This is a genomic window from Corallococcus sp. CA049B (assembly GCF_003611685.1).
In the GTDB taxonomy this organism is placed as follows: Bacteria; Myxococcota; Myxococcia; order Myxococcales; family Myxococcaceae; genus Corallococcus; species Corallococcus coralloides.
The window spans coordinates 62641-81060 of the sequence record NZ_RAWC01000009.1; the positions used below are offsets into that span (position 1 = coordinate 62641).

At 70.4% G+C, this 18420-nt stretch carries 16 protein-coding genes and 1 pseudogene; 8 read left to right on the top strand and 9 right to left on the bottom strand.

Annotated features, from left to right (window positions below; translation table 11 throughout):
* Positions 1-13: 13 nt before the first annotated feature.
* Positions 14-100, top strand: a pseudogene (locus tag D7W82_RS41265) (LysR family transcriptional regulator); the annotation flags it as partial.
* A gap of 109 nt (positions 101-209) precedes the next feature.
* Here the strand turns inward: D7W82_RS41265 and D7W82_RS03455 are convergent.
* From D7W82_RS03455 to D7W82_RS03465, 3 genes are read right to left on the bottom strand one after another with little or no spacing between them, the layout of a single operon-like run.
* On the bottom strand, positions 210-1088 hold the full coding sequence (locus tag D7W82_RS03455; RefSeq protein ID WP_120616947.1) for a sigma-70 family RNA polymerase sigma factor: 879 nt from the start codon (positions 1086-1088) through the stop codon (positions 210-212).
* Positions 1075-1536 (bottom strand): carboxymuconolactone decarboxylase family protein, encoded by a 462-nt coding sequence (locus D7W82_RS03460; protein WP_120616948.1) that lies wholly within the window; start codon positions 1534-1536, stop codon positions 1075-1077. Before D7W82_RS03460 ends, D7W82_RS03455 begins: the two co-directional genes overlap by 14 nt.
* A gap of 49 nt (positions 1537-1585) precedes the next feature.
* A complete protein-coding gene (locus tag D7W82_RS03465) occupies positions 1586-2047 on the bottom strand; it encodes a carboxymuconolactone decarboxylase family protein (protein WP_120616972.1) in 462 nt (153 codons plus the stop codon).
* Between the two features lie 117 nt (positions 2048-2164).
* Here D7W82_RS03465 and D7W82_RS03470 point away from each other — a divergent pair, with 117 nt between their 5' ends.
* Complete coding sequence (locus tag D7W82_RS03470; protein ID WP_120616949.1) at positions 2165-2776, top strand: pyridoxamine 5'-phosphate oxidase family protein; 612 nt, start codon at positions 2165-2167, stop codon at positions 2774-2776.
* A gap of 3 nt (positions 2777-2779) precedes the next feature.
* Here the strand turns inward: D7W82_RS03470 and D7W82_RS03475 are convergent, their stop codons facing one another.
* From D7W82_RS03475 to D7W82_RS03485, 3 genes are all read right to left on the bottom strand, one after another.
* Positions 2780-3814 carry an ABC transporter ATP-binding protein gene (locus tag D7W82_RS03475; protein WP_199727668.1) on the bottom strand — a complete coding sequence of 345 codons (1035 nt, stop codon included), beginning with the start codon at positions 3812-3814 and terminating at the stop codon, positions 2780-2782.
* Positions 3814-5472, bottom strand: a complete 1659-nt coding sequence (locus D7W82_RS03480; protein ID WP_120616951.1) for an iron ABC transporter permease — start codon at positions 5470-5472, stop codon at positions 3814-3816. Before D7W82_RS03480 ends, D7W82_RS03475 begins: the two co-directional genes overlap by 1 nt.
* An 847-nt stretch (positions 5473-6319) precedes the next feature.
* Positions 6320-7366: an ABC transporter substrate-binding protein gene (locus tag D7W82_RS03485; protein WP_120616973.1), complete on the bottom strand. Its 1047-nt coding sequence runs from the start codon at positions 7364-7366 to the stop codon at positions 6320-6322.
* A gap of 155 nt (positions 7367-7521) precedes the next feature.
* Here D7W82_RS03485 and D7W82_RS03490 point away from each other — a divergent pair, with 155 nt between their 5' ends.
* Together D7W82_RS03490 and D7W82_RS03495 are read left to right on the top strand one after the other, a co-directional pair.
* The gene (locus tag D7W82_RS03490) at positions 7522-8514 is read left to right on the top strand and encodes an aldo/keto reductase (RefSeq protein ID WP_120616952.1); all 993 of its coding nucleotides are present in this window, start codon (positions 7522-7524) and stop codon (positions 8512-8514) included.
* A gap of 73 nt (positions 8515-8587) precedes the next feature.
* Complete coding sequence (locus tag D7W82_RS03495; protein ID WP_120616953.1) at positions 8588-9946, top strand: family 16 glycosylhydrolase; 1359 nt, start codon at positions 8588-8590, stop codon at positions 9944-9946.
* A gap of 61 nt (positions 9947-10007) precedes the next feature.
* On the opposite strand, the gene D7W82_RS03500 is transcribed toward D7W82_RS03495, so the two are convergent.
* The gene (locus tag D7W82_RS03500) at positions 10008-11216 is read right to left on the bottom strand and encodes a polysaccharide deacetylase family protein (protein ID WP_120616954.1); all 1209 of its coding nucleotides are present in this window, start codon (positions 11214-11216) and stop codon (positions 10008-10010) included.
* A 102-nt stretch (positions 11217-11318) separates the two neighbouring features.
* On the opposite strand from D7W82_RS03500, the gene D7W82_RS03505 reads away from it, so the two are divergent.
* The 4 genes from D7W82_RS03505 to D7W82_RS03520 all read left to right on the top strand — a co-directional run bounded on the left by D7W82_RS03505 (position 11319) and on the right by D7W82_RS03520 (position 14879).
* Positions 11319-12188, top strand: coding sequence for an ABC transporter substrate-binding protein (locus D7W82_RS03505; RefSeq protein WP_233587271.1), 870 nt, complete (start codon positions 11319-11321; stop codon positions 12186-12188).
* A complete protein-coding gene (locus D7W82_RS03510; RefSeq protein ID WP_120616956.1) occupies positions 12185-12979 on the top strand; it encodes an ABC transporter ATP-binding protein in 795 nt (264 codons plus the stop codon). The genes D7W82_RS03505 and D7W82_RS03510 overlap by 4 nt, the downstream gene beginning before the upstream one ends.
* Positions 12976-13917 (top strand): iron ABC transporter permease, encoded by a 942-nt coding sequence (locus D7W82_RS03515; RefSeq protein WP_120616957.1) that lies wholly within the window; start codon positions 12976-12978, stop codon positions 13915-13917. The genes D7W82_RS03510 and D7W82_RS03515 overlap by 4 nt, the downstream gene beginning before the upstream one ends.
* A 122-nt stretch (positions 13918-14039) precedes the next feature.
* Positions 14040-14879 carry a tetratricopeptide repeat protein gene (locus D7W82_RS03520; protein ID WP_120616958.1) on the top strand — a complete coding sequence of 280 codons (840 nt, stop codon included), beginning with the start codon at positions 14040-14042 and terminating at the stop codon, positions 14877-14879.
* Positions 14880-14900: 21 nt separating this feature from the next.
* Here D7W82_RS03520 and D7W82_RS03525 read toward each other — a convergent pair whose 3' ends face one another.
* Positions 14901-15119 carry a DUF3185 family protein gene (locus tag D7W82_RS03525; protein WP_014396547.1) on the bottom strand — a complete coding sequence of 73 codons (219 nt, stop codon included), beginning with the start codon at positions 15117-15119 and terminating at the stop codon, positions 14901-14903.
* A 52-nt stretch (positions 15120-15171) separates the two neighbouring features.
* Entirely contained in the window at positions 15172-18312 is a 3141-nt protein-coding gene (rnr, locus tag D7W82_RS03530) for a ribonuclease R (RefSeq protein ID WP_120616959.1), read from the bottom strand.
* Positions 18313-18420: the final 108 nt, after the last annotated feature.

Below are 18420 nucleotides of genomic sequence, written 5' to 3' on the forward strand. Positions count from 1 at the left end.
GAGCGTATGGACCCTGGAGCTGCGCCACCTGCGGTCCTTCGTCGCGGTCGCGGAGGAGCGCAGCTTCACCCGCGCCGCGAAGCGGCTGCACATCGCCCAACGCGCCGGTGACGAACACAGTCATCGCCTGGCGCAAGGCCGGAAGCTCCCCGGCCCTGCTGCGCTTCGTCGAGTTCGCGCGCGAGTCCTTCGCCGCGAGCTGAGCTCCCCTACGACGCCTCCCCCACCACCGCCCGCCGGATGCCCTTCAGCTTGTCGGGGTTGCGCGTGACGTAGATCGCGACGATGCGGCCCTCTTCAATGGCGAACGCCGTGGTCTGCAGCTGTCCGTCCGGCTCCATCGTGACGTACGCGGGCAGGCCGTCAATGGAGCCCTCGTGCACGAGCTGCGCCGAGCCCACGGCCGGCACGCGCCGCACGCCTTCAAAGAAGCGCAGCAGCTTCTCCCGGCCATAGATGGGATTGAGGACCGCCTTCGCCTTGCCGCCGCCGTCGGCGTACATGATGGCGTCCTGCGCAAGCAGCGCCTGGAGCGCCTGCGTGTCGCCGCTCCGGGACGCCGCATGGAACGCCGAGGCCAACTCGTGGCCCTTCGCCTCCGTCACGGGGAAGCGGGGCCGGGCCTCCTGCACATGGGCCCGCGCCCGGCTGGCGAGCTGGCGGCAGGCCGCCGGTTCGCGGTCGAGGGCCTTCGCCACCTGCTCGAAGTCCATGCCGAACACGTCGTGCAGGAGGAACGCGGCGCGCTCCAGCGGAGACAGGCGCTCCAGGGCCATCATCAGGGTCAGCGTCAAGTCGTCGCCCTCCACTGTCTCGATGATGGGCTCTGGGAGCCAGGTCCCCACGTACTCCTCGCGCCGGACGCGCGCGGACTTCAGGACGTCCAGGCACAGGCGCGTCACCGTGCGGACGAGCACGGCCTCGGCGTCCCGCACGGCCTCGCGGTCCGTCTGGTGCCAACGCAGATATGCTTCCTGCACCACGTCCTCCGCCTCCGCGACGATGCCCAGCATCCGGTAGGCGATGCGGAGCAGCCGGGGGCGGAGCGGGTCGAAGACGTCCGCGGGGTTCGGATCAGGCGGCTTCACTGCGAGCGGTCACCGGGTGGATGGACCGGAAGCCAATGGCGAACCGGTTCCAGGAGTTGATGACACCAATCATGAGGGTCAACTTCACGATCTCCTCTTCGGTGAAGTGCGGCTTGAGCGCAGCGTAGTCCTCATCTGGGGCGTGCGTCTGGGAAACGAGCGTCAGGGCCTCGGTCCAGCCCAGGGCCGCGCGCTCGCGGTCGGTGTACAGCGGCGACTCGCGCCAGCCGTCCAGCAGGTAGATGCGCTCCTCGGTCATCCCCTGGGCACGGGCGTCGCGGGTGTGCATGTGGATGCAGAAGGCGCAGCCGTTGAGCTGGGACGAGCGGATCTTGACCAGCTCGCGGAGGCTGGGCTCCAGGCCCAGGGCCTCCACCTTCTTGCTGAACTCGAGCATGAGGTTGACGGCTTCCGGCGCGACGGCGAAGGGATTCATCCGGGTCTTCATGTGTAACTCCTGGTTCTGGGGGACAACGTTTCAAAAAGCGATTCGAAGCTCAGGCGGCCTCACTGCGAGGGGTCACCGGGTGCACGACCCGGAAGCCGAGGATGATCCGGTTCGCGACGTTGATGACGCTAATCATCAAGGTCAGCTTCACGATCTCCTCGTCGGTGAAGTGCGGCTTGAGGGCGGCGTAGTCCTCGTCGGGCGCGTGCGTCTCCGAGACGAGCGTCAGGGCCTCGGTCCAGCCCAGGGCCGCGCGCTCACGGTCGGTGTACAGCGGCGACTCACGCCAGCCATCCAGCAGGTAGATGCGCTCCTCGGTCTCCCCGTGGGCGCGGGCGTCGCGGCTGTGCAGGTGGATGCAGAAGGCACAGCCGTTGATCTGGGACGAGCGGATCTTGACGAGCTCGCACAGGCTCGTCTCCAGGCCCAGGGACTCCACCTTCTTGCTGAAATCCACCATGAGGCCGAGGGCATCCGGCGCGACCGCGAAGGCATTCATCCGGCTCTTCATGTGCAGGTCCTCGTTCTGGAGGGCGAAGCGCCCTTCCATCCCCAGGACGACGCAGCCGGTGCCGCGTGTGACATGGCCATTTAAAATGCCTAGAAAGGCCCCAGGAGGCGCCCCTGGATGAAGACCGTGACCGATGTGGAGACGCTCGAACGCCTGTACGGGGTCCCCGGGAAGTCGTCCGTGCTCAAGGAGGTGGACCACCTCCATCCGGCGTACCGGCCCTTCATCGAACGCTCGCCGTTCATGGTGCTCGCCACGTCCGGTCCGGAAGGGCTGGATGTGTCGCCTCGCGGGGACCCCGCGGGGTTCGTGGTCATCGAGGACGCGCACACGCTGCTGCTGCCCGACCGCCGGGGCAACAACCGCTGCGACTCGCTGCGGAACATCCTGGCGGACCCGCGCATCGCGCTGCTGTTCTTCGTCCCGGGCGTGAACGAGACCCTGCGCGTCAACGGCCGGGCGAGCATCGTCATCGAGCCGTCCATGCTGGAGCGCTTCCCCCACGAGGGGAAGCTGCCACGCTCCGTGCTGCACATCACCGTGGAGACGGTCTACTTCCAGTGCAGCCGTGCTCTGATCCGCTCCGGACTCTGGGATCCAGCCCGGCAGGTCCCCCGCGCCGAATTCCCGAGCCCCGGCTCCATCCTCGAAGCGCTGAGCCCGAGTGACTTCGACGGCGGCGAGTACGACCGCGAGCTGCCAGCCCGGGTGAAGACGACGCTGTACTGAGCCTCAAGCGCCCGCGTCGAACACGGTGGCCTTGCGCACGCGAACCCGGAGCGTCTGCCCGGCGCGCACGCCCTCCAGCGCCGGCCCGATGACGCGAAGGAACGCGTCGCCCACCGGGAAGCGGTACTCCGCCGAGTGCCCCAGGAACAGCCGAGCGGACAGCACCAGCGGCGTCCCGGCCTCCCCCAGCTCCAGGTCCTCCGGACGCACCACCAGCGTCCCCGGCCCGGGCTTCGCCTCCATGGGCAGGTCGAACGAGGTCTCCGTGCCCGCGCAGTGGAAGGCCCCCGAGCGCGCCTCGCCCCGCAGCACGTTCGCGCCTCCGACGAAGCCCGCGACGAACGGCGTCGCCGGTTCCCGGTACAGCCGCTCCGGCGTATCCACCTGTTCAATCACGCCCCGGTTCATCACGGCGATGCGGTCCGACAGGGCCAGCGCCTCGCCCTGATCATGCGTGACGAACACCAGCGTCGTGCCCAGCCGGGCCCGCAGCGCGGCGATCTCCGCGCGCAGCTCCTCGCGCAGGGCCGCGTCCAGGTTCGACAGGGGTTCGTCCAGCAGCAGCACGCGAGGCCCCGCCACCAGCGCCCGCGCGAGCGCCACGCGCTGCAACTGCCCGCCGGACAGCTCGTGCGGCATCCGCGCCGCATAGGCCTCCAGCCGCACCCAGCGCAGGGCTTCACGCACGCGGGAAGCAATCTCCTGGCGAGGCACCTTCCGGAGCCCCAGGGGATAGGCGACGTTCGCCTCGACGCTGCGATGCGGCCAGATGGCGTAGCTCTGGAACACCATGCCCAGGCCGCGCTTCTCGGGAGGAACGCGCACGCCGGGCCCGGCGACCACTTCATCCCCCAGGCGGATGACGCCCGCATCCGGATGTTCCAATCCCGCGAGCATCCGCAGCGTGGTCGTCTTCCCGCATCCAGAAGGGCCCAGCAGGGACACCAGCTCGCCCTGCCCCACTTGCAGGCTCAAGCCGCGCACCACGGGAGTCCCGCCGTACGCCTTGACCAGGTCCTCCAGGACGATGGCCGCCATCACCGCACCTCCGGTACGCGACGCCGAGCCCACGCCAGCACCGCCTGTCCCGCGACCACCAGCGCCACGAACGCGCAAGCGAGCACGGCCGCGGCGGCCGGGTCCGCATAGCTCTGCAACTCGAACAGCAGCGTGCCCAGCACCTCGGAGCCCGCGGGCACCAGCAGCACGGACAAGGTGATCTCCGTGGCGCACGCGAGGAACGCGAGCACGAACGCCACCGTGAGCGCGGGCCGGAGCAGCGGAAGCGTCGCGTCCACGAACGCCCGCACAGGCCCTGCACCGCCGACGCGAGCAGCCTCCGCGAGCGAAGGATCCACCTGGGCCAGGGCCTCGGAGCTGTTGCGTTCGCCGAGCGCCAGGTACTTCCCCACGTAGCCCACGAGCATCAGCCATGGCGTGTGCGCCAGGGCCAGCACGAACGCGAAGCGGTCCAGCACCACCAGCCGCCAGTCCCGAGAGAATGCCACCAGCAGCGCGAGCGCCAGCACCGTGCCCGGCACCGCGAAGGGCCACACCGCCATGGCCTCGACGCCCGCGCCGCCGCGACGGAAGGCCCGACGAAGCAATGCAGCTGAAAGGCCCAGCCCCACGACCAGGAGGCCCGCCCCGGCCGCGAGCAACACACTGCGCCCCGTGGCCCGGAGCGTGCGTGCATCCCAAAGCACCCCGGACCAGTGCGACAGCGTCAGCGCGTCCCACGACAGCGCCGCGCCGAAGCTGCGTTGCAGCGAAGTGAGCAGGATGGCCGCCAGGGGCAGGACCACCAGCACCCCACCCACGAGGCCCACACCGGCGAGCGCGACGGTCCGCCACGCCCCCAACGCAAGGACGCGAGGAGACACGCCCTTGCCCGCGCTCAACCGCACCCGTCCGCTCCTGCCCAGCACCCAGGTCAGGCCCAGCGCCAGCGGCGTCACCAGCAGGAGGAACGACGCGAGCACCGACGCCCGCGGCAATCCCTCCTCGCTGCCCAGCAGCACCAGTTCATAGATGCGGGTGGTGAGCACACGGGTGGGCGGCGACGCCGACACGCCCAGCAGGTACGGTACGCCGAAGGACGACGCAGCCATGAGGAACACCATCACCGCGCCAGACAACAGCGCGGGCATCACCAGGGGCACGGTGGTGTTCAGCACGGCGCGAAGTGGAGAAGCGCCACAGACGCGAGCCGCTTCTTCCAGAGCCGGGTCCACGCGCCGCAGCGCCGCGGCCCCGGCGAGCAGCACCAGCGGCAGGCCCGAAAGTCCCTCCACGAACGCGATGCCCGCCGCGCCATAGAGGTCGAACACGTCCGCGCCCAGCATGCGGTTCAGGTAGCCAGCGCGAGGGCTCGCGAGCGACAGCCACCCCATGCCCCAGATGAACGCGGGGATGGCCGACGGCAGCGTGAACAGCACGGTGAACGCGCCACGCAGGGGCAGGTCCGTGCGGAACAGGAGCAGGGCCAGGGGAGCCCCCAGGCACAGCGCCCACGCCGTCGCGCCCAGTGAGATGCCTAGAGTGTTCACCAAGGCCCCGGACTCCGCCGACAGCACCGAACCCAATCCGCCCGTCGCCGCCCCCACGCCCCGAACCAGGAGCGCCACGACCGGAACCACCGCGAAGAGCAGCAGCGGCACGAGCCACAAGGCCAACGCAACCCACCGGCCCCTCATCGCGCGCCCCCATCAAGGCTCAAGCGCTGTGCCAGTCCCTCGAACAGGCCGCCAATCCAAACGGATGAGAAAGGGAGAAGCTCGTCGAAGCGCCCCGGCGGCGGAGCACCCCAAAAACCTGTCCGGCAGTCGGACAACTCGGCACCACCGCACGAACCAGTCCGACGGTCCGACAAGCCGGCGCCCCCACGGAAACCTGTCCGACAGTCCGACCGGCCAAGGCCAACGGGTGAACCGGCCCGAGCGTCGGACAGGTTGAGGACACGGCAAAAACCTGTCCGACAGCCGAACAGCCTGAGACCACTCGAACCTGTCCGACAGTCGGACAACTTGAGCCCACCGCTCGGTCCTGTCCGACTGTCCGACAACGTGGGGCCACCGCCCGAACCTGTCCGACAGTCGGACAATTTGGGCCCACCGCTCGGTCCTGTCCGACAGTCCGACAGGTTTTGGCCACAGCGGCGGGCCCCCTGAACGGAGGGCTTCCCACTGCCGCTTCTTGTTGGACCGACCTCATCGCAAGCAGCGGCCGGACACCGAACACCCCTCAAACCTGTCCGACTGTCCGACAAGCCTGCGCCACCGTGCGAACCGGTTCGACTGTCCGACAGGTTGGGGCCACCGCTCGGTCCTGTCCGACTGTCCGACAGGTTTGGACCGCTGCGGCGGGCCCCCTGGGCTGATGGGTGCCCGCGGATGATTCGCATGGGACGGGTCGCGTCACACACCAGGGAGGGGGACCCATTGTGCCTTCCGTGCCACGGAAACCGGTCCGACTGTCGGACAGGTTTTGCTCGTGCCGCTCCGGCGGAGGCCCACTCCCTTCCGCCGTGGAGGCGTGCCTGGCTCATCGCGCGAAGGCCCGGCTGAAGGATTCCTTGATGTCACCGCCGTGCAGCAGCCCCTGCTCCAGCAGCTCCGGCGTCCAGGCCTGCGCGCGGCTCAGCAATCCGTCCACGCCGGGCTCGCCACGCGGGCCGATCAGGCGCGGGTCCACCGCGTGCATGTCCCCCTTCTCCACGATGATGCGCTGGCCCTCGGGCGACAGCAGCACGTCCACCAGCGCCTTCGCCGCCACCGGATTGCGCGTCGATGCGAACAGCCCCACCGGTCCCGGGATGACCACCGCGCCGTCCTCGGGCCAGATGACCTCGATGGGGCTGCCCTTCGCCTTCGCCGTCAGCGCGTTCTCCAGCAGCAGCACGCCCGCGTCCACCTCGCCGCTCTCCACCTTCTGGAGCACCGCCGCGTTGCCACCCGCCGCCACCGCGCCCTTGTCGCGCAGCCCCGCGAAGTACGCATCCCCACTCCGCGCGTGCAGGAACACCGCCCACGTGAACGCGGTGCCCGACGTGAGTGGATCCCCGATGGCCACCCGTCCCTTCCAACTTCCATCCACCAGCGCGGCGAATGACCTCGGCGCCTCGCCCGCGCCCACGCGGTGCACCAGCACCATGGTGGACAGCCGCACCGCCGCGTACCTCGCGTCCAGGTCCAGCAGCGTTCTTGGGATGCGCAGCGCGTTCACGGACGCGTAGCGCAGGAACGCGCCTTCCCGCGCCAGCCGCTCGTAGAGGAATGGATCCGACGTCATCAGCACGTCCGCTCGCACCGCGCCCGCGGCCCGCTCCGCCTCCAGCCGGCTGGCCACCTTCTCGCTGCCCGCCTGGTACCAGTGCACCTGCACGCCGGGCAGCCGCTCCTTGAGCAAGGGCTCCAGCGCATCCAGCACGTGCCGGTACATCGACGTGTAGACCCACACCTCGCCGGATGGGGTCTCCGCCTGCGCCACGGCGGCGCCTCCCGACGGCGCGGCGGATTCGATGCGGCACGCGGCCAGGAGGATCAGCGCGAGGAGCGGCCCCACGCGCCGCACAAGGAGGGGGATGCGCATGCGGGTGTCGATTATGCGGCACACGCCCGCTCTGCACACCTGGTCCGCAGCGGTGGCTCCTGCACATTCGGCCCTCGCGCCCGTTGTCCCGGGCGGTCCGCGGTCCCAACGTCGGACGCCCAGACGCCGCCTGCCCTCTGGAAGGACGCCCGCGCATGACCCGGAAGGAATTCCTCGCCGCGACGCTGTCGCTGATGGTTGCCCCTCCCGTGCTCGGGGCTTCGCCCAGGAAGGCGAAGAACGCGCCCGCCGTGCCCCGCCGCAAGCTGGGCCGCACCGGCCAGGAGGTGTCGTGCATCGGGCTCGGGGGCTTCCACATCGGCAAGCAGGAGGAGGAGTCGGAGAGCATCGCGCTCATCCGCGGCGCGCTGGACCAGGGCATCAACTTCCTGGACAACTGCTGGGACTACAACGACGGCAAGAGCGAGGAGCGCATGGGCAAGGCGCTGCGCGACGGCTACCGCGCCAAGGCCTTCCTGATGACGAAGATCGACGGCCGCGACAAGAAGACCGCCGCGAAGCAGATCGACGAATCCCTCCAGCGACTCCAGACGGACCACCTGGACCTGCTCCAGCTCCACGAAGTCATCCGCGACAACGACCCCGACCGCGCCTTCGCCGAAGGCGGCGCCATCGAGGCGATGAAGGACGCACAGAAGGCCGGCAAGGCGCGCTTCCTGGGCTTCACCGGCCACAAGTCCCCGGACATCCACCTGAAGATGCTGGAGACGGCGAAGAAGCACGGCTTCCGCTTCGACACCGTGCAGCTGCCCCTCAACGTGATGGACGCCCACTTCAACAGCTTCGAGAAGCGCGTGCTGCCCGTGCTCGTGAAGGAGGGCATCGGGGTGCTCGCCATGAAGTCCATGGGCGACCCGTTCATCCTCGACAGCAAGACCGTCACCGCGCCCGAGTGCCTCCGCTACAACCTGTCCCTGCCCGTCAGCGTCGTCATCACCGGCATCGATTCACAAGAGCGGCTGCGGCAGGCGCTGACCGCCGCGCGCACCTTCAAGCCCCTGAACGAGAAGGAAGTCCACGCCCTGCTCGCCAGGACGAAGGACGCGGCCCAGGACGGCGCCTACGAGAAGTACAAGACGAGCCACCACTTCGACGGAACCGTCCAGAATCCCCAGTGGCTCGGCTGAGGCGCTTCCAGAGTTCCTGGCAATACACGTTAAAACAGGTAAAATCGAATGCTCCCCCAACCCCGGAGCATTCATGCACCGCCCCTTTCGCGCAGGCCTTGTGGCCGCAGGACTCCTGACCACCCTCTCCGGCTGTTCTCCCGAGCCGGAAGTCACCGCCCCCGTGGAGGCGGAGGGCTACGGCCAGACGCAGCAGGGCGAGCGCTCGTACGACCCGGGCGCGGGGTGGTCGCTGTCATGGCAGGACGACTTCACGGGCACGGCGCTGAACACGGGCGCGTGGAACGTGCTGACGAGCAACTGGGATCCGGTGACCAACAACTGCAACTTCGGCACGGGTGAGCTGGAGTTCCCGCGCGCGCAGAACGTGGCGGTGGCCAACGGCAAGCTGATCATCTCGGCGGAGCGCACGGCGGACAACCCCACGGACTCGCGCTGCGCGGGACAGTACCGGTCTTTCTATTCCGGCCGCATCCACACCAAGGGCAAGGTGGAGGGGCGCTACGGGAAGATCGTCGCGAGCATCAAGGTTCCGCCGGGCTACGGCATGTGGCCGGCGTTCTGGACGCTGGGCTCGAACGTCCAGAGCGCGGGCTGGCCGGCCGCGGGGGAGATCGACATCCTGGAGTGGAAGTCCACGGAGCCCACGTGGATGAAGTCGGCGCTGCACTGGCACAACGGCGGCAACGCGGACTGGGGCACGGGCGCGAGCCGTGGCGTGGACCTCTCCCAGGACTTCCACACGTATGAAGTGGAGTGGACGGCGAACACCATCGTGTTCCGCCTGGACAAGGACTTCGTGTCCACGGCGACGTTCAATCACAACGAGTCGGAGTTCCAGCAGAACCACTACCTCATCCTGAACCTGGCGCTGGGAGGCGTCTGGTACGGGAACCCGGCGCCGGCCTCCATCGACCTGGCCTGGGGCGCGAAGAAGACGATGGAGGTGGAGTGGGTGCGCTGGTACCAGCCGGGCGGATCGCAGTCGCTGGGGCTCACCAACGCGGGCTTCGAGCAGGGCATGACGGGCTGGACCACGTGGAGCCCGAACGGCACGGGAGCGGCGGCGTTCTCGGAGACGTACAACGGCGGGCACTCGGGCAGCTTCCACCTGACGCACTGGACGTCCGCGGCGCCGTATGAAGCATGGACGTACCAGACGAAGTCCGGCCTGGCGTCCGGCAACTACAAGCTGCGCGCGTGGTTCCGCAAGGGAGGCACGTTCGACTTCGCGCGCTTCCAGGTGAAGAACTGCGGCACCTGCTCGCCGGCCATCACCAACCTGGGCACCTACGGCAACTACACGCTGCTGGAGACGCCCGCCATCAACGTCACCAACGGCTACCTGGAGTTCGGCCTGCACAGCAAGTCGCCGGCCCACAACGGCGCCAACTTCATCCACATGGATGACGTGGAGCTGATCAAGCTGTAGGCCCCGGCTGTCTTCACGCGCGCGCCGGAAGCAGACACCGGCGCGCGCGGTGGCGCTACGACTACGGCACCAGCACGAAGTCGTCCACGTACAGCGTGCCCTGATCCGAACCCGACTCGTCCATCACGTAGAAGTCATCCACCGTGCCGGACGTCGCGCCCAGGGCGCTGAGCGGAATGGAGACCTTCTGCCAGGTCCCCGCGGCGATGGGGTGCCCCAGCGCCGTCTCCAGGCTCATACTGCCCAGCGGCGTGCCGCCGTTGTAGAGCGCCAGCCGCACCTGCTGCCCGCCCGTCGTGCCTCCGTGCACCCAGAGGTCCACGGACTGGTACTGCGACAGGTCCAGCCCCGGGTGGTGGAACATCAGCGCCTCCCAATAGTCCGGCTCGAAGCCGATCGCCGTGGAGCCGGAGTGCACCGTGACGGACTGGTCCAGGTCGTGCGTCGCCCAGCTCCAGTCCTGGAAGCCGCTGCCCATCGCGTCGTCATAGACGACCGTGCCCACCGACGGCGGCGCCTCCGTGAGGCCGTCCGTCAGCGCGAGCCCCTGCTCCACCGTCACCGCGCGGATGCCCGTGGACTGCACGTAGTTGAGGATGTTGGTGAAGTTGGTCGTCTTGTACTGCGTCTCGCGCGTGGGCGTGCCGCTGGTGAACTCGTGGAAGAGGATGATGAGCCAGCTCTTCTCCGCGATGGCCTGGTTGATCCACCCCTTCACCTGCGCCACCGTCACCGCGCTCGACACGTCGTTGGCGCGCAGTTCGTAGATGACCGTGTCCTTGAAGTTGCGGCCCGCGTTGATGGTGCGGTGGCTGGCGTACTCCGCCTTCAGCGCCGTCATCACCGTCGCGTTGTACGCGCCGTAGGGTGACGCGAAGTTCTTGCCGCACGTCGCCCCCACGTTCGTCTCCAGCCACGCGCGCGAGTCATGCAGCTCCGACGTCAGCTGCGCGGACGTCAGCGTGGGCAGGTCCGCGTGCGTGCGCGTGTGGCTGGCGATCTCATTGCCCTCCGCCTTGAGCGTCTGCACCTGCGCGAGGCTCATGTAGCCGCCCCACCCCTGCGCCACCGCGTCGGTGACCAGGTAGTACGTCGCGGGGATGTTGCGCGACTTCAGCGCCGGCCGCGCCAGCGTGTACTGCGTGCTCCAGCCGTCATCCAACGTGATGGAGATCATCCCTTCCGCGAACGGCGACGCCGCAAGGGCCGGGGAAGTGCAAAGCAGCGCCGCGGCGCAGAGCGCGCGGGACGTCCAATTCATCCAGGTCATGTCCGGGTATTCCCTCTGTGAAGAGTTCCCAGGATAAGCGAAACCCAGACACCGCTTCCCGGACACCCGTCCGTGACGCGCGTGCTAGAAGTCGGCCCGCCCATGAGTCTCTTCCGCCTCCCCTCCCTGCTGTGCGTGGTGCTCGCGCTCGCGGCGGGCTGCCAGCGTCCCGCGTCCCCCGCTCCGGAGGCCCAGGCGCGGCGGATCGTCTCGCTGTCGCCCTCCGTCACGGAGACGCTGTTCGCCCTGGGCGCGGGCGCGGAGCTCGTGGGCGTGTCCGACTACACCGCCCTGCCCCCGGGCACGCCCGCCCTGCCGAAGGTGGGCACCACGTTCGCGCCGAACTTCGAGGCCATCGCGAAGCTCAAGCCCACGCTGCTCGTGGATCAACAGGTGAAGCAGGCCCCCGCGGAGTCGCTCTCCGCGCTCGCGCCGCTGAAGGTGCTGCCGTGGACTTCGCTCCAGGAGGTCGTCGACAGCGTGAAGGAGCTGGGCCGGCTGAGCGGCCGCGAGTCCCAGGCCGCCGCGCTCGCGGAGCGGCTGAACCAGACGCTGTCGCGCCCCGCGCCGAAGGGCGCCCCCCGCGTGTTGCTGGTGCTGGGCGACACGGCGGGAACGCTGTCGGAGGTCTGGTACATGAAGCACGCGTCGCTGCACGGCGCGGCGCTGGAGGCGGCGGGGGCTCGCAACGCCGTCGCGGAGGACGTCACGGGGCCTCCCAACCTGTCGCTGGAGGGCGTCATCGCGCTGGATCCGGACGCGGTGCTGGTGCTGCTCAGCGTGCCGGCCCTGGATGCCGCGAAGCAGGCGCAGCTGCTGGCCCAGTGGAAGCAGCTCACCGGCCTGCGCGCGGCGCGGGAGGACCGGGTGCGGCTGGTCATCGGGCCCGACGTGCAGTCCACCGGGCCCGCCATCCTCGACGTCGTCGAGCGGCTCCGCGCCGCCCTGGGCACCCTGCCCTCCGCGCGATGACGGCCGGACTGACGCTGGACGCGGTGACGGTGCGGGCGCGGGGGCGGACGCTGCTGGACAGCGTGTCCCTGCGCGTGGCCCCCGGAGACTTCGTGGCCATCGTCGGGCCCAACGGCGCGGGCAAGTCCACGCTCCTGCGCGTGGCGCTGGGCCTGCTGCGTCCGGACGCCGGGCATGTGTTCGTGGACGGGCAGGACGTGTCGGGCCTCGCCCCCCGGGAGCGCGCGGCGCGGCTCGCGTGGCTGCCCCAGCGGCTGGAGGCGGCGGAGCCCATCACCGCGCTGGAGCAGGTCGTCTCCGCGCGCTACCGCTTCCCCGAATCCCGCCGGGCCTCCGAGGCGGCGGCGCACCAGGCGCTGGCGGAAGCAGGCGCCCAGTCCTTCGCCCTGCGCCCCATCACGGAGCTGTCCGGCGGCGAGCGGCAGCGCGTGGCGGTCGCGGGGCTGCTCGCGCAGGAGACCCCGCTGGTGCTGCTGGACGAGCCCGCCAACTTCCTGGACCCCGCGCAGCAGTTGGAGCTGTACACGCGCATGGGCCACCTCTGGCGCGCGGGACGCGGCATCCTCTGCGTCACCCACGACGTCAACGTGCTGTCGCACGCCCACGCGCCGGGCACGCGCGCGCCCCGCGTCGTGGGCGTGTCCCAGGGCCGCGTCGCCTTCGATAGAAACCTCGACGCCCCCGACCTGGGCGAACAGCTGGGCGAGCTGTTCGGCGTGCGCATGCACGCGATGTCCGTGGAGGGCCACCGCGTCTTCGTGGGCCTGCCCCGGAGCGGAGGTGCTCCGTGAAGGTGAAGGCCTGGCTCCTCGTGGCGGTCTGCGTGGCCGCGTGCGCGGTGGCGCCGTTCATCGGCCCGGGGCTCACCCCGGACTCGGCGGACTTCGTCTTCTGGCAGCTGCGCGTGCCCCGCACGCTGATGGCCATGCTGGTGGGCGGCACGCTGTCGCTGGTGGGCGCGGTGTACCAGTCCCTCTTCGCGAACCCGCTCGCCGCGCCCAGCACCGTGGGCACCACCGCGGGGGCGACCCTGGGCGCGCTGGTGGCCATCATCCTGGGGGCGCAGCTGGCGTCGGACTGGCTGCCGGTCATCACCGCCGCGGCCTTCCTGGGGGCGCTCGGCGTCAGCCTGGTGGTGGCCGCCATCGCCGCGGGCCGCCGCGTGCGGATGAACGACGTGGTGCTCGCCGGCATCGCCTGCTCCATGGCGGCGAGCGCCATCGCCACCGGCCTGCAGTTCACCGCGGACTCCGCCGAGCTGATGGCCGCCATGCGCTGGTCGCTCGGCCACCTGCCGCAGGTGGGCTACTCGGGCGTGCGGCTGCTCACCCCGTTCGCGGCCGTCACCGTCGTGGGGCTGCTCGCCCTCACCCGCGCGCTGGAGGTCTTCATCGCCGGCGAGGAGCACGCCGAGTCCCAGGGCGTCCCCGTCCGCCGCGTGCGCACGGTGGCCATCGGCCTGGGGGCGCTGGGGGTCGCCGCCTGCGTCGCGTGGTGCGGCCCCATCGCCTTCGTGGAGCTCATCGTCCCGCACCTGGTGCGCCGGACGCTCGGTGTGAGTCGCCGGGTGCTGCTGCCCGGGTCCGTGGTGGTGGGGGCCGCGTTCCTCGCGTTGTGCGATGCGTCGGTACGGCTGATCCTCCCCGGGCGTGAATTGCCCGTGGGAGTGGTGACGGCCGCCCTGGGCGCGCCCCTGCTCGTCTCCCTGCTCGCGCGCGCGCGCTCCTGAAGCGCCCTGCCGGTCCCGGCCTTCAGGACGGGGGGGACACGAGGCGAGTTCGGGTATATTCCGCGCCGCGTGGGGCGCCCGGCTGGGACGTGCCCCCTGGAACTTCACGAAAGGCTTTAGGCATGAAGCGGCTGGGTAGCGTGGGTTTGATGCTGGGTGTGCTGACCCTGGGCGGTTCCTTCGGCTGCGCCGATGAGAAGGAAGAGAAGGCCAAGGAGCACCGGGTCAAGGGCACCAACTTCCTCGCCGACAAGAACTACGCGGAGGCGGTGAAGGAGTACGAGGAGTCGCTGAAGATCGACCCGACCCAGGAGAAGGTCTGGGAGAAGAAGGCCTTCGCGCACATGCAGGCGGGCCAGACGGAAGAGGCCGCGCAGGCCGCGCTGAAGCTGGTGGACTTCGCGAAGACGCCCGCTGACAAGGCCGACGTCTACCGCAACGTCGCGGCGATGTACGCGAAGAACGGCCCGCTGGACAAGGCGAAGCAGTATTTCGAGGAGTGCCTGAAGATCAACCCGAAGGACACCGACGCGCTCGGCTGGATCGCGGAGGTGCACTCGCAGCGCGGGGGCGCCCGCTCCATGTCCGCGCCCGCGATCCCCGCGGAGCTGGAGCTCGCGCTGAAGACGTATGATCAGGTCATCGCCATCAACCCGGACCTGCCCAACCCGTACCTGAACAAGCGCGTCGTGATGTTCAAGTACATCGAGCACGAGAAGGCGCTGCAGCAGGCCGCCGAGCAGGAGGCCATCGAGGCCGCCACGCCGCCCAAGCCGGAGAAGGGCAAGAAGGCCGTGGTGGATCCGGCCGCCGCGGAGCGCGTCGCCGCCGCCAAGGCCAGCGCCGCCGCGCACGCCAAGCGCATCGAGGAGCTGACGGCCCAGGCCAACGAGGCGACCAAGCAGTTCGGCGAGGCGACCAAGCGCGCCAAGGCCGCGCAGGCCTCCGGCGCCACCAAGTAGTCCGGGTGGAGGGGACGGGGCCTAACGCCGGCCTCGTCCTCCCCCGAAGAGGGCCAGCAGGACGCCGCCCACCAGCGCGGCGCCGCCGCCCGCGACGTAGAGCGTGGTCTGCTCGGTGTTGCGTCCGGTGATGAGCTCCGTGGCGCGCTCCGTGAGCGAGTCCCGCGCCTTGAGCCCGGTGAACAGCAGCACTCCGCCCGCCACCGCGAGCATCAACCCCACGATTCGCACAGCACCCACACGGCCTCCTTGAGTGGAACAGCGGCGCGGCCGGAAAGCCCCGGCCCCGCGTTCAGCGCTTGCGCTTGCCCGGGGCGCCCCGCCCCGGCTTCTTGCCCGCGCCCTTCGAGCCGCCGGCCTTCTTCGGCGCGGACTTCTTCGAGGCCTTCGCCTTCGCGCTCGCGCCAGAGGCCGCCTTGCGGACCTTCTTGGACGCGCCCGCGCGGCCGGGCGCCGCCCCCGAGGGGAGCTGGCCCCGCTGCGCGGCCAGCGCGCGGATCCGGTCGAAGCCCGGGTGCGGCGAAGCGGCAGGGGCGTTGTCGTCGGAGTCGAACGAAGGCGGAGTGAAGGCCTCGCGAGGCTCCTGGGCCTCGGGCGTGGTGCCGGCCTCGCCGCCTGCCTCGACAGCGGGGAGCGAGGGACGGATGACCTTGCGCTTGCCCTTGGCCGGGGACGCGGGCTCCGCCTTCGGCGCGGGGGCCTCTTCCGTGCGGGAACGCAGGAAGCGGGAGCCAGCACGAGCGGGCGCGGCCTCTTCTCGGCGCCCTTCCCGGCTGAACCGTCCTCGCGGACGCGGCGCGGCCGGCGCTTCTCCCAGGACCTCGTCGCCGTACCCGGAGACCGTCGCGGCCTCCACGGTGGCGGCGTCCTCGGGCGTGGGCGGCTCCCACGCCTTCTTCACGCCGAACGGCGTGTCCTCCGCCTCCGCGAGCGACCGCCACTGCTCCGCGTCAGCGTCCCCCGCGGGCTTGCGCGACGGCGTGCGGCCCGTCTTCGCGGCCTCGCGCTCGTTGCGTCCGGGCCTGCCACCCTTGTGACGGCCCGGCGCTTCGTTCACGTACTCGCGGCGGCGCGCTTGCGGACGTGCGCCGCCGGTGCTCGGGAGCGGGGCCTCGTCCTTGAACTGGAGCGCCTCGAAGTCGATCTTCCGGGCCGTCGTATTCGCGGACAGCAGCCGCACGCGCAGCTTCTGCCCCACGCGCACGCGCCGGCCATTCGGATACACGAGCGAGTGCGTCCGCTTGTCCAGCTTGGAGCCCGGCCCCAGCGACTCGCCCTTCACCAGGCCCTCGACGTGGACCTCGTCCAGCTCCACGAAGAAGCCGAACTCGGCGATGCCCGCCACGGTCGCGTCGAACTCCTCGCCCACGCGGTCCTTCATCATCAGGGCCGCGTAGAACGCCACCACCTCGCGCTCCACCGTCATGGCCGCGCGCTCGCGCTCCGAGCACTGCTGCGCCATGCCCTCCAGCCGCTCCTCCTCGCGGTCCAGCTGCGCGTCCGAGGGCTTCTTGCCCTTGCGCGCCCACACCGCCTTCAGGACGCGGTGCACCAGCAGGTCGGGATAGCGCCGGATGGGCGACGTGAAGTGAAGGTAGTTCTCCGCCGCCAGGCCGTAGTGGCCCACGCGCGTCGCCGTGTACACGGCCTGCATCATGGAGCGCAGCAGCAGCTGGTTCAGCGCCCGCTGCTCCGGGTGTCCCTCCAGCTGCGTGATGAACGCGTCCAGCTCCTTGGACGAAACGCCGTCCTCCACGTCCAGTTGGAAGCCGTACGCCTCCGCCAGCACCGCGAACGCCGCCAGCTTCTGCGGATCCGGCTCGCCGTGGAACCGGTACACCGTGGGCAGGCCCTCGTCCTGGAAGTACGTGGCCACCGCCTCGTTGGCGGCCAGCATGCACTCCTCGATGAGCCGGTGGCTGTCCTTGCGCTCGCGCTTCTCCATGCGCTGCGGCACGCCGTCCTCGCCCAGCACCACCTTGTGCTCGGGCACGTCGAAGTCGATTGCGCCTCGCGCCTTGCGCATGCCCATCAGCGCGCGCGCCAGCGCCATCAACTGCTCGAACTGGGGCTTGAGGAAGTCGCGGTGCGGCACGTCCTTGCCATCCAGGACGTCCTGCACCTCGTTGTACGTGCAGCGCGCCACGCTGCGCATCACCGCCGGGTACAGCTCGTGCGTACGCCGCTGGCCGTGGCGGTCGAACGTCATGTCCGCCACCATGCACAGCCGGTCCTCGTCCGGGCGCAGCGAGCAGATGCCGTTGGACAGCCGCTCCGGCAGCATGGGCAGCACGCGATCCGGCAGGTACACCGACGTCGCGCGGTTGAGCGCCTCCGCGTCCAGCGCGCTGCGCTCCTTCACGTAGTGCGACACGTCCGCGATGGCCACCACCAGCCGCCAGCCGCCGGCCTGGGGCTCCGCGTACACGGCGTCGTCGAAGTCGCGCGCGTCCTCACCGTCGATGGTGATGAGCGGCAGCTTGCGCAGGTCGCGGCGGTGGCCCTCCGTGGCCTCCGCCTCCGTGACCTTCACCGCGAACGCGTCCGCCTCGTCCATCACCTCTGGCGGGAACTCGTCGGAGAAGCCATGCGCGAACGCCGACCCCAGCACCTCCGCGCTCGGGTCGCCCGGCCGTCCCAGCGAACCGGCCACCTCGCCGAACAGCCCCTGCCCCGGCTCCAGCAGGTCCGCGCCCACGCCCAGCCGGACCTTCACCAGGTCGCCGTCGCGAGCCATCTGCGTCGGCGGCACGCGGATGGGCCCCGGCAGGCTCGTGTCCGTGGTCATCACCAGCGAGTGCCGGCCCTGCGCCACGTACGTGCCCACCGCCAGCTCACGCCGCCGGTTGATGACCCGCACCAGCCGGCCCTCGAAGCGGCCCGGACGCCCCGCCACCTCCACGAGGACGCGGTCGTTGTCGAGCGCCCGCTGCGCCTCGCCGGGCGGCAGGAAGATGTTCTCGCCCTCGCCCGACACCGGGTGCACGAAGCCGAAGCCGTCCCGGTGCATGTGGAGGATGCCCTCCACCGCGGGCTGTCCGGAGTCCTCGAAGCGGTCGTCCCGGGAGCCGCGCCGCAGCGAGCGCCGGAAGTCGCCGCCGCCACGGAAGCCCGGACGCTCGTCGCGGAAGCCGCCGCGGCGCTCCTCCCGCCCGCTGCCTGGAGCGGGGCCCCGCTTCTTGAAGGGCGGCGAGGCCGCGTCCTGGCGGGATACGGAGCCGGCCTCGGGTGCGCGGGGCACGCGGGGGCCTTCCAGGCGGAAGCGCTTGCCGTCCTTGACGATGGCGCCCGCGCGCACCAGCTCACGCAGGGCGCGCTTGAGTTCGGTCTGCTGGCCGGGGTTCAGCCCCGCGACGCGAAGGAGCTCCTTCACGCCCAGGGGGTGGTCGGCTTCGGCGAGCAGCTGTCGGATGTGATCTTGGGAGAGGCTCACGGTGGGGATGCGGCAAGGCCGCTGAGGGAACGGGTAAGCCCGAAGGGTGCGGGCGGGAACCCCCCGGCCCCCATTCGCCCTCCCCGGCGGACCTTGCGGTCCAGGGAG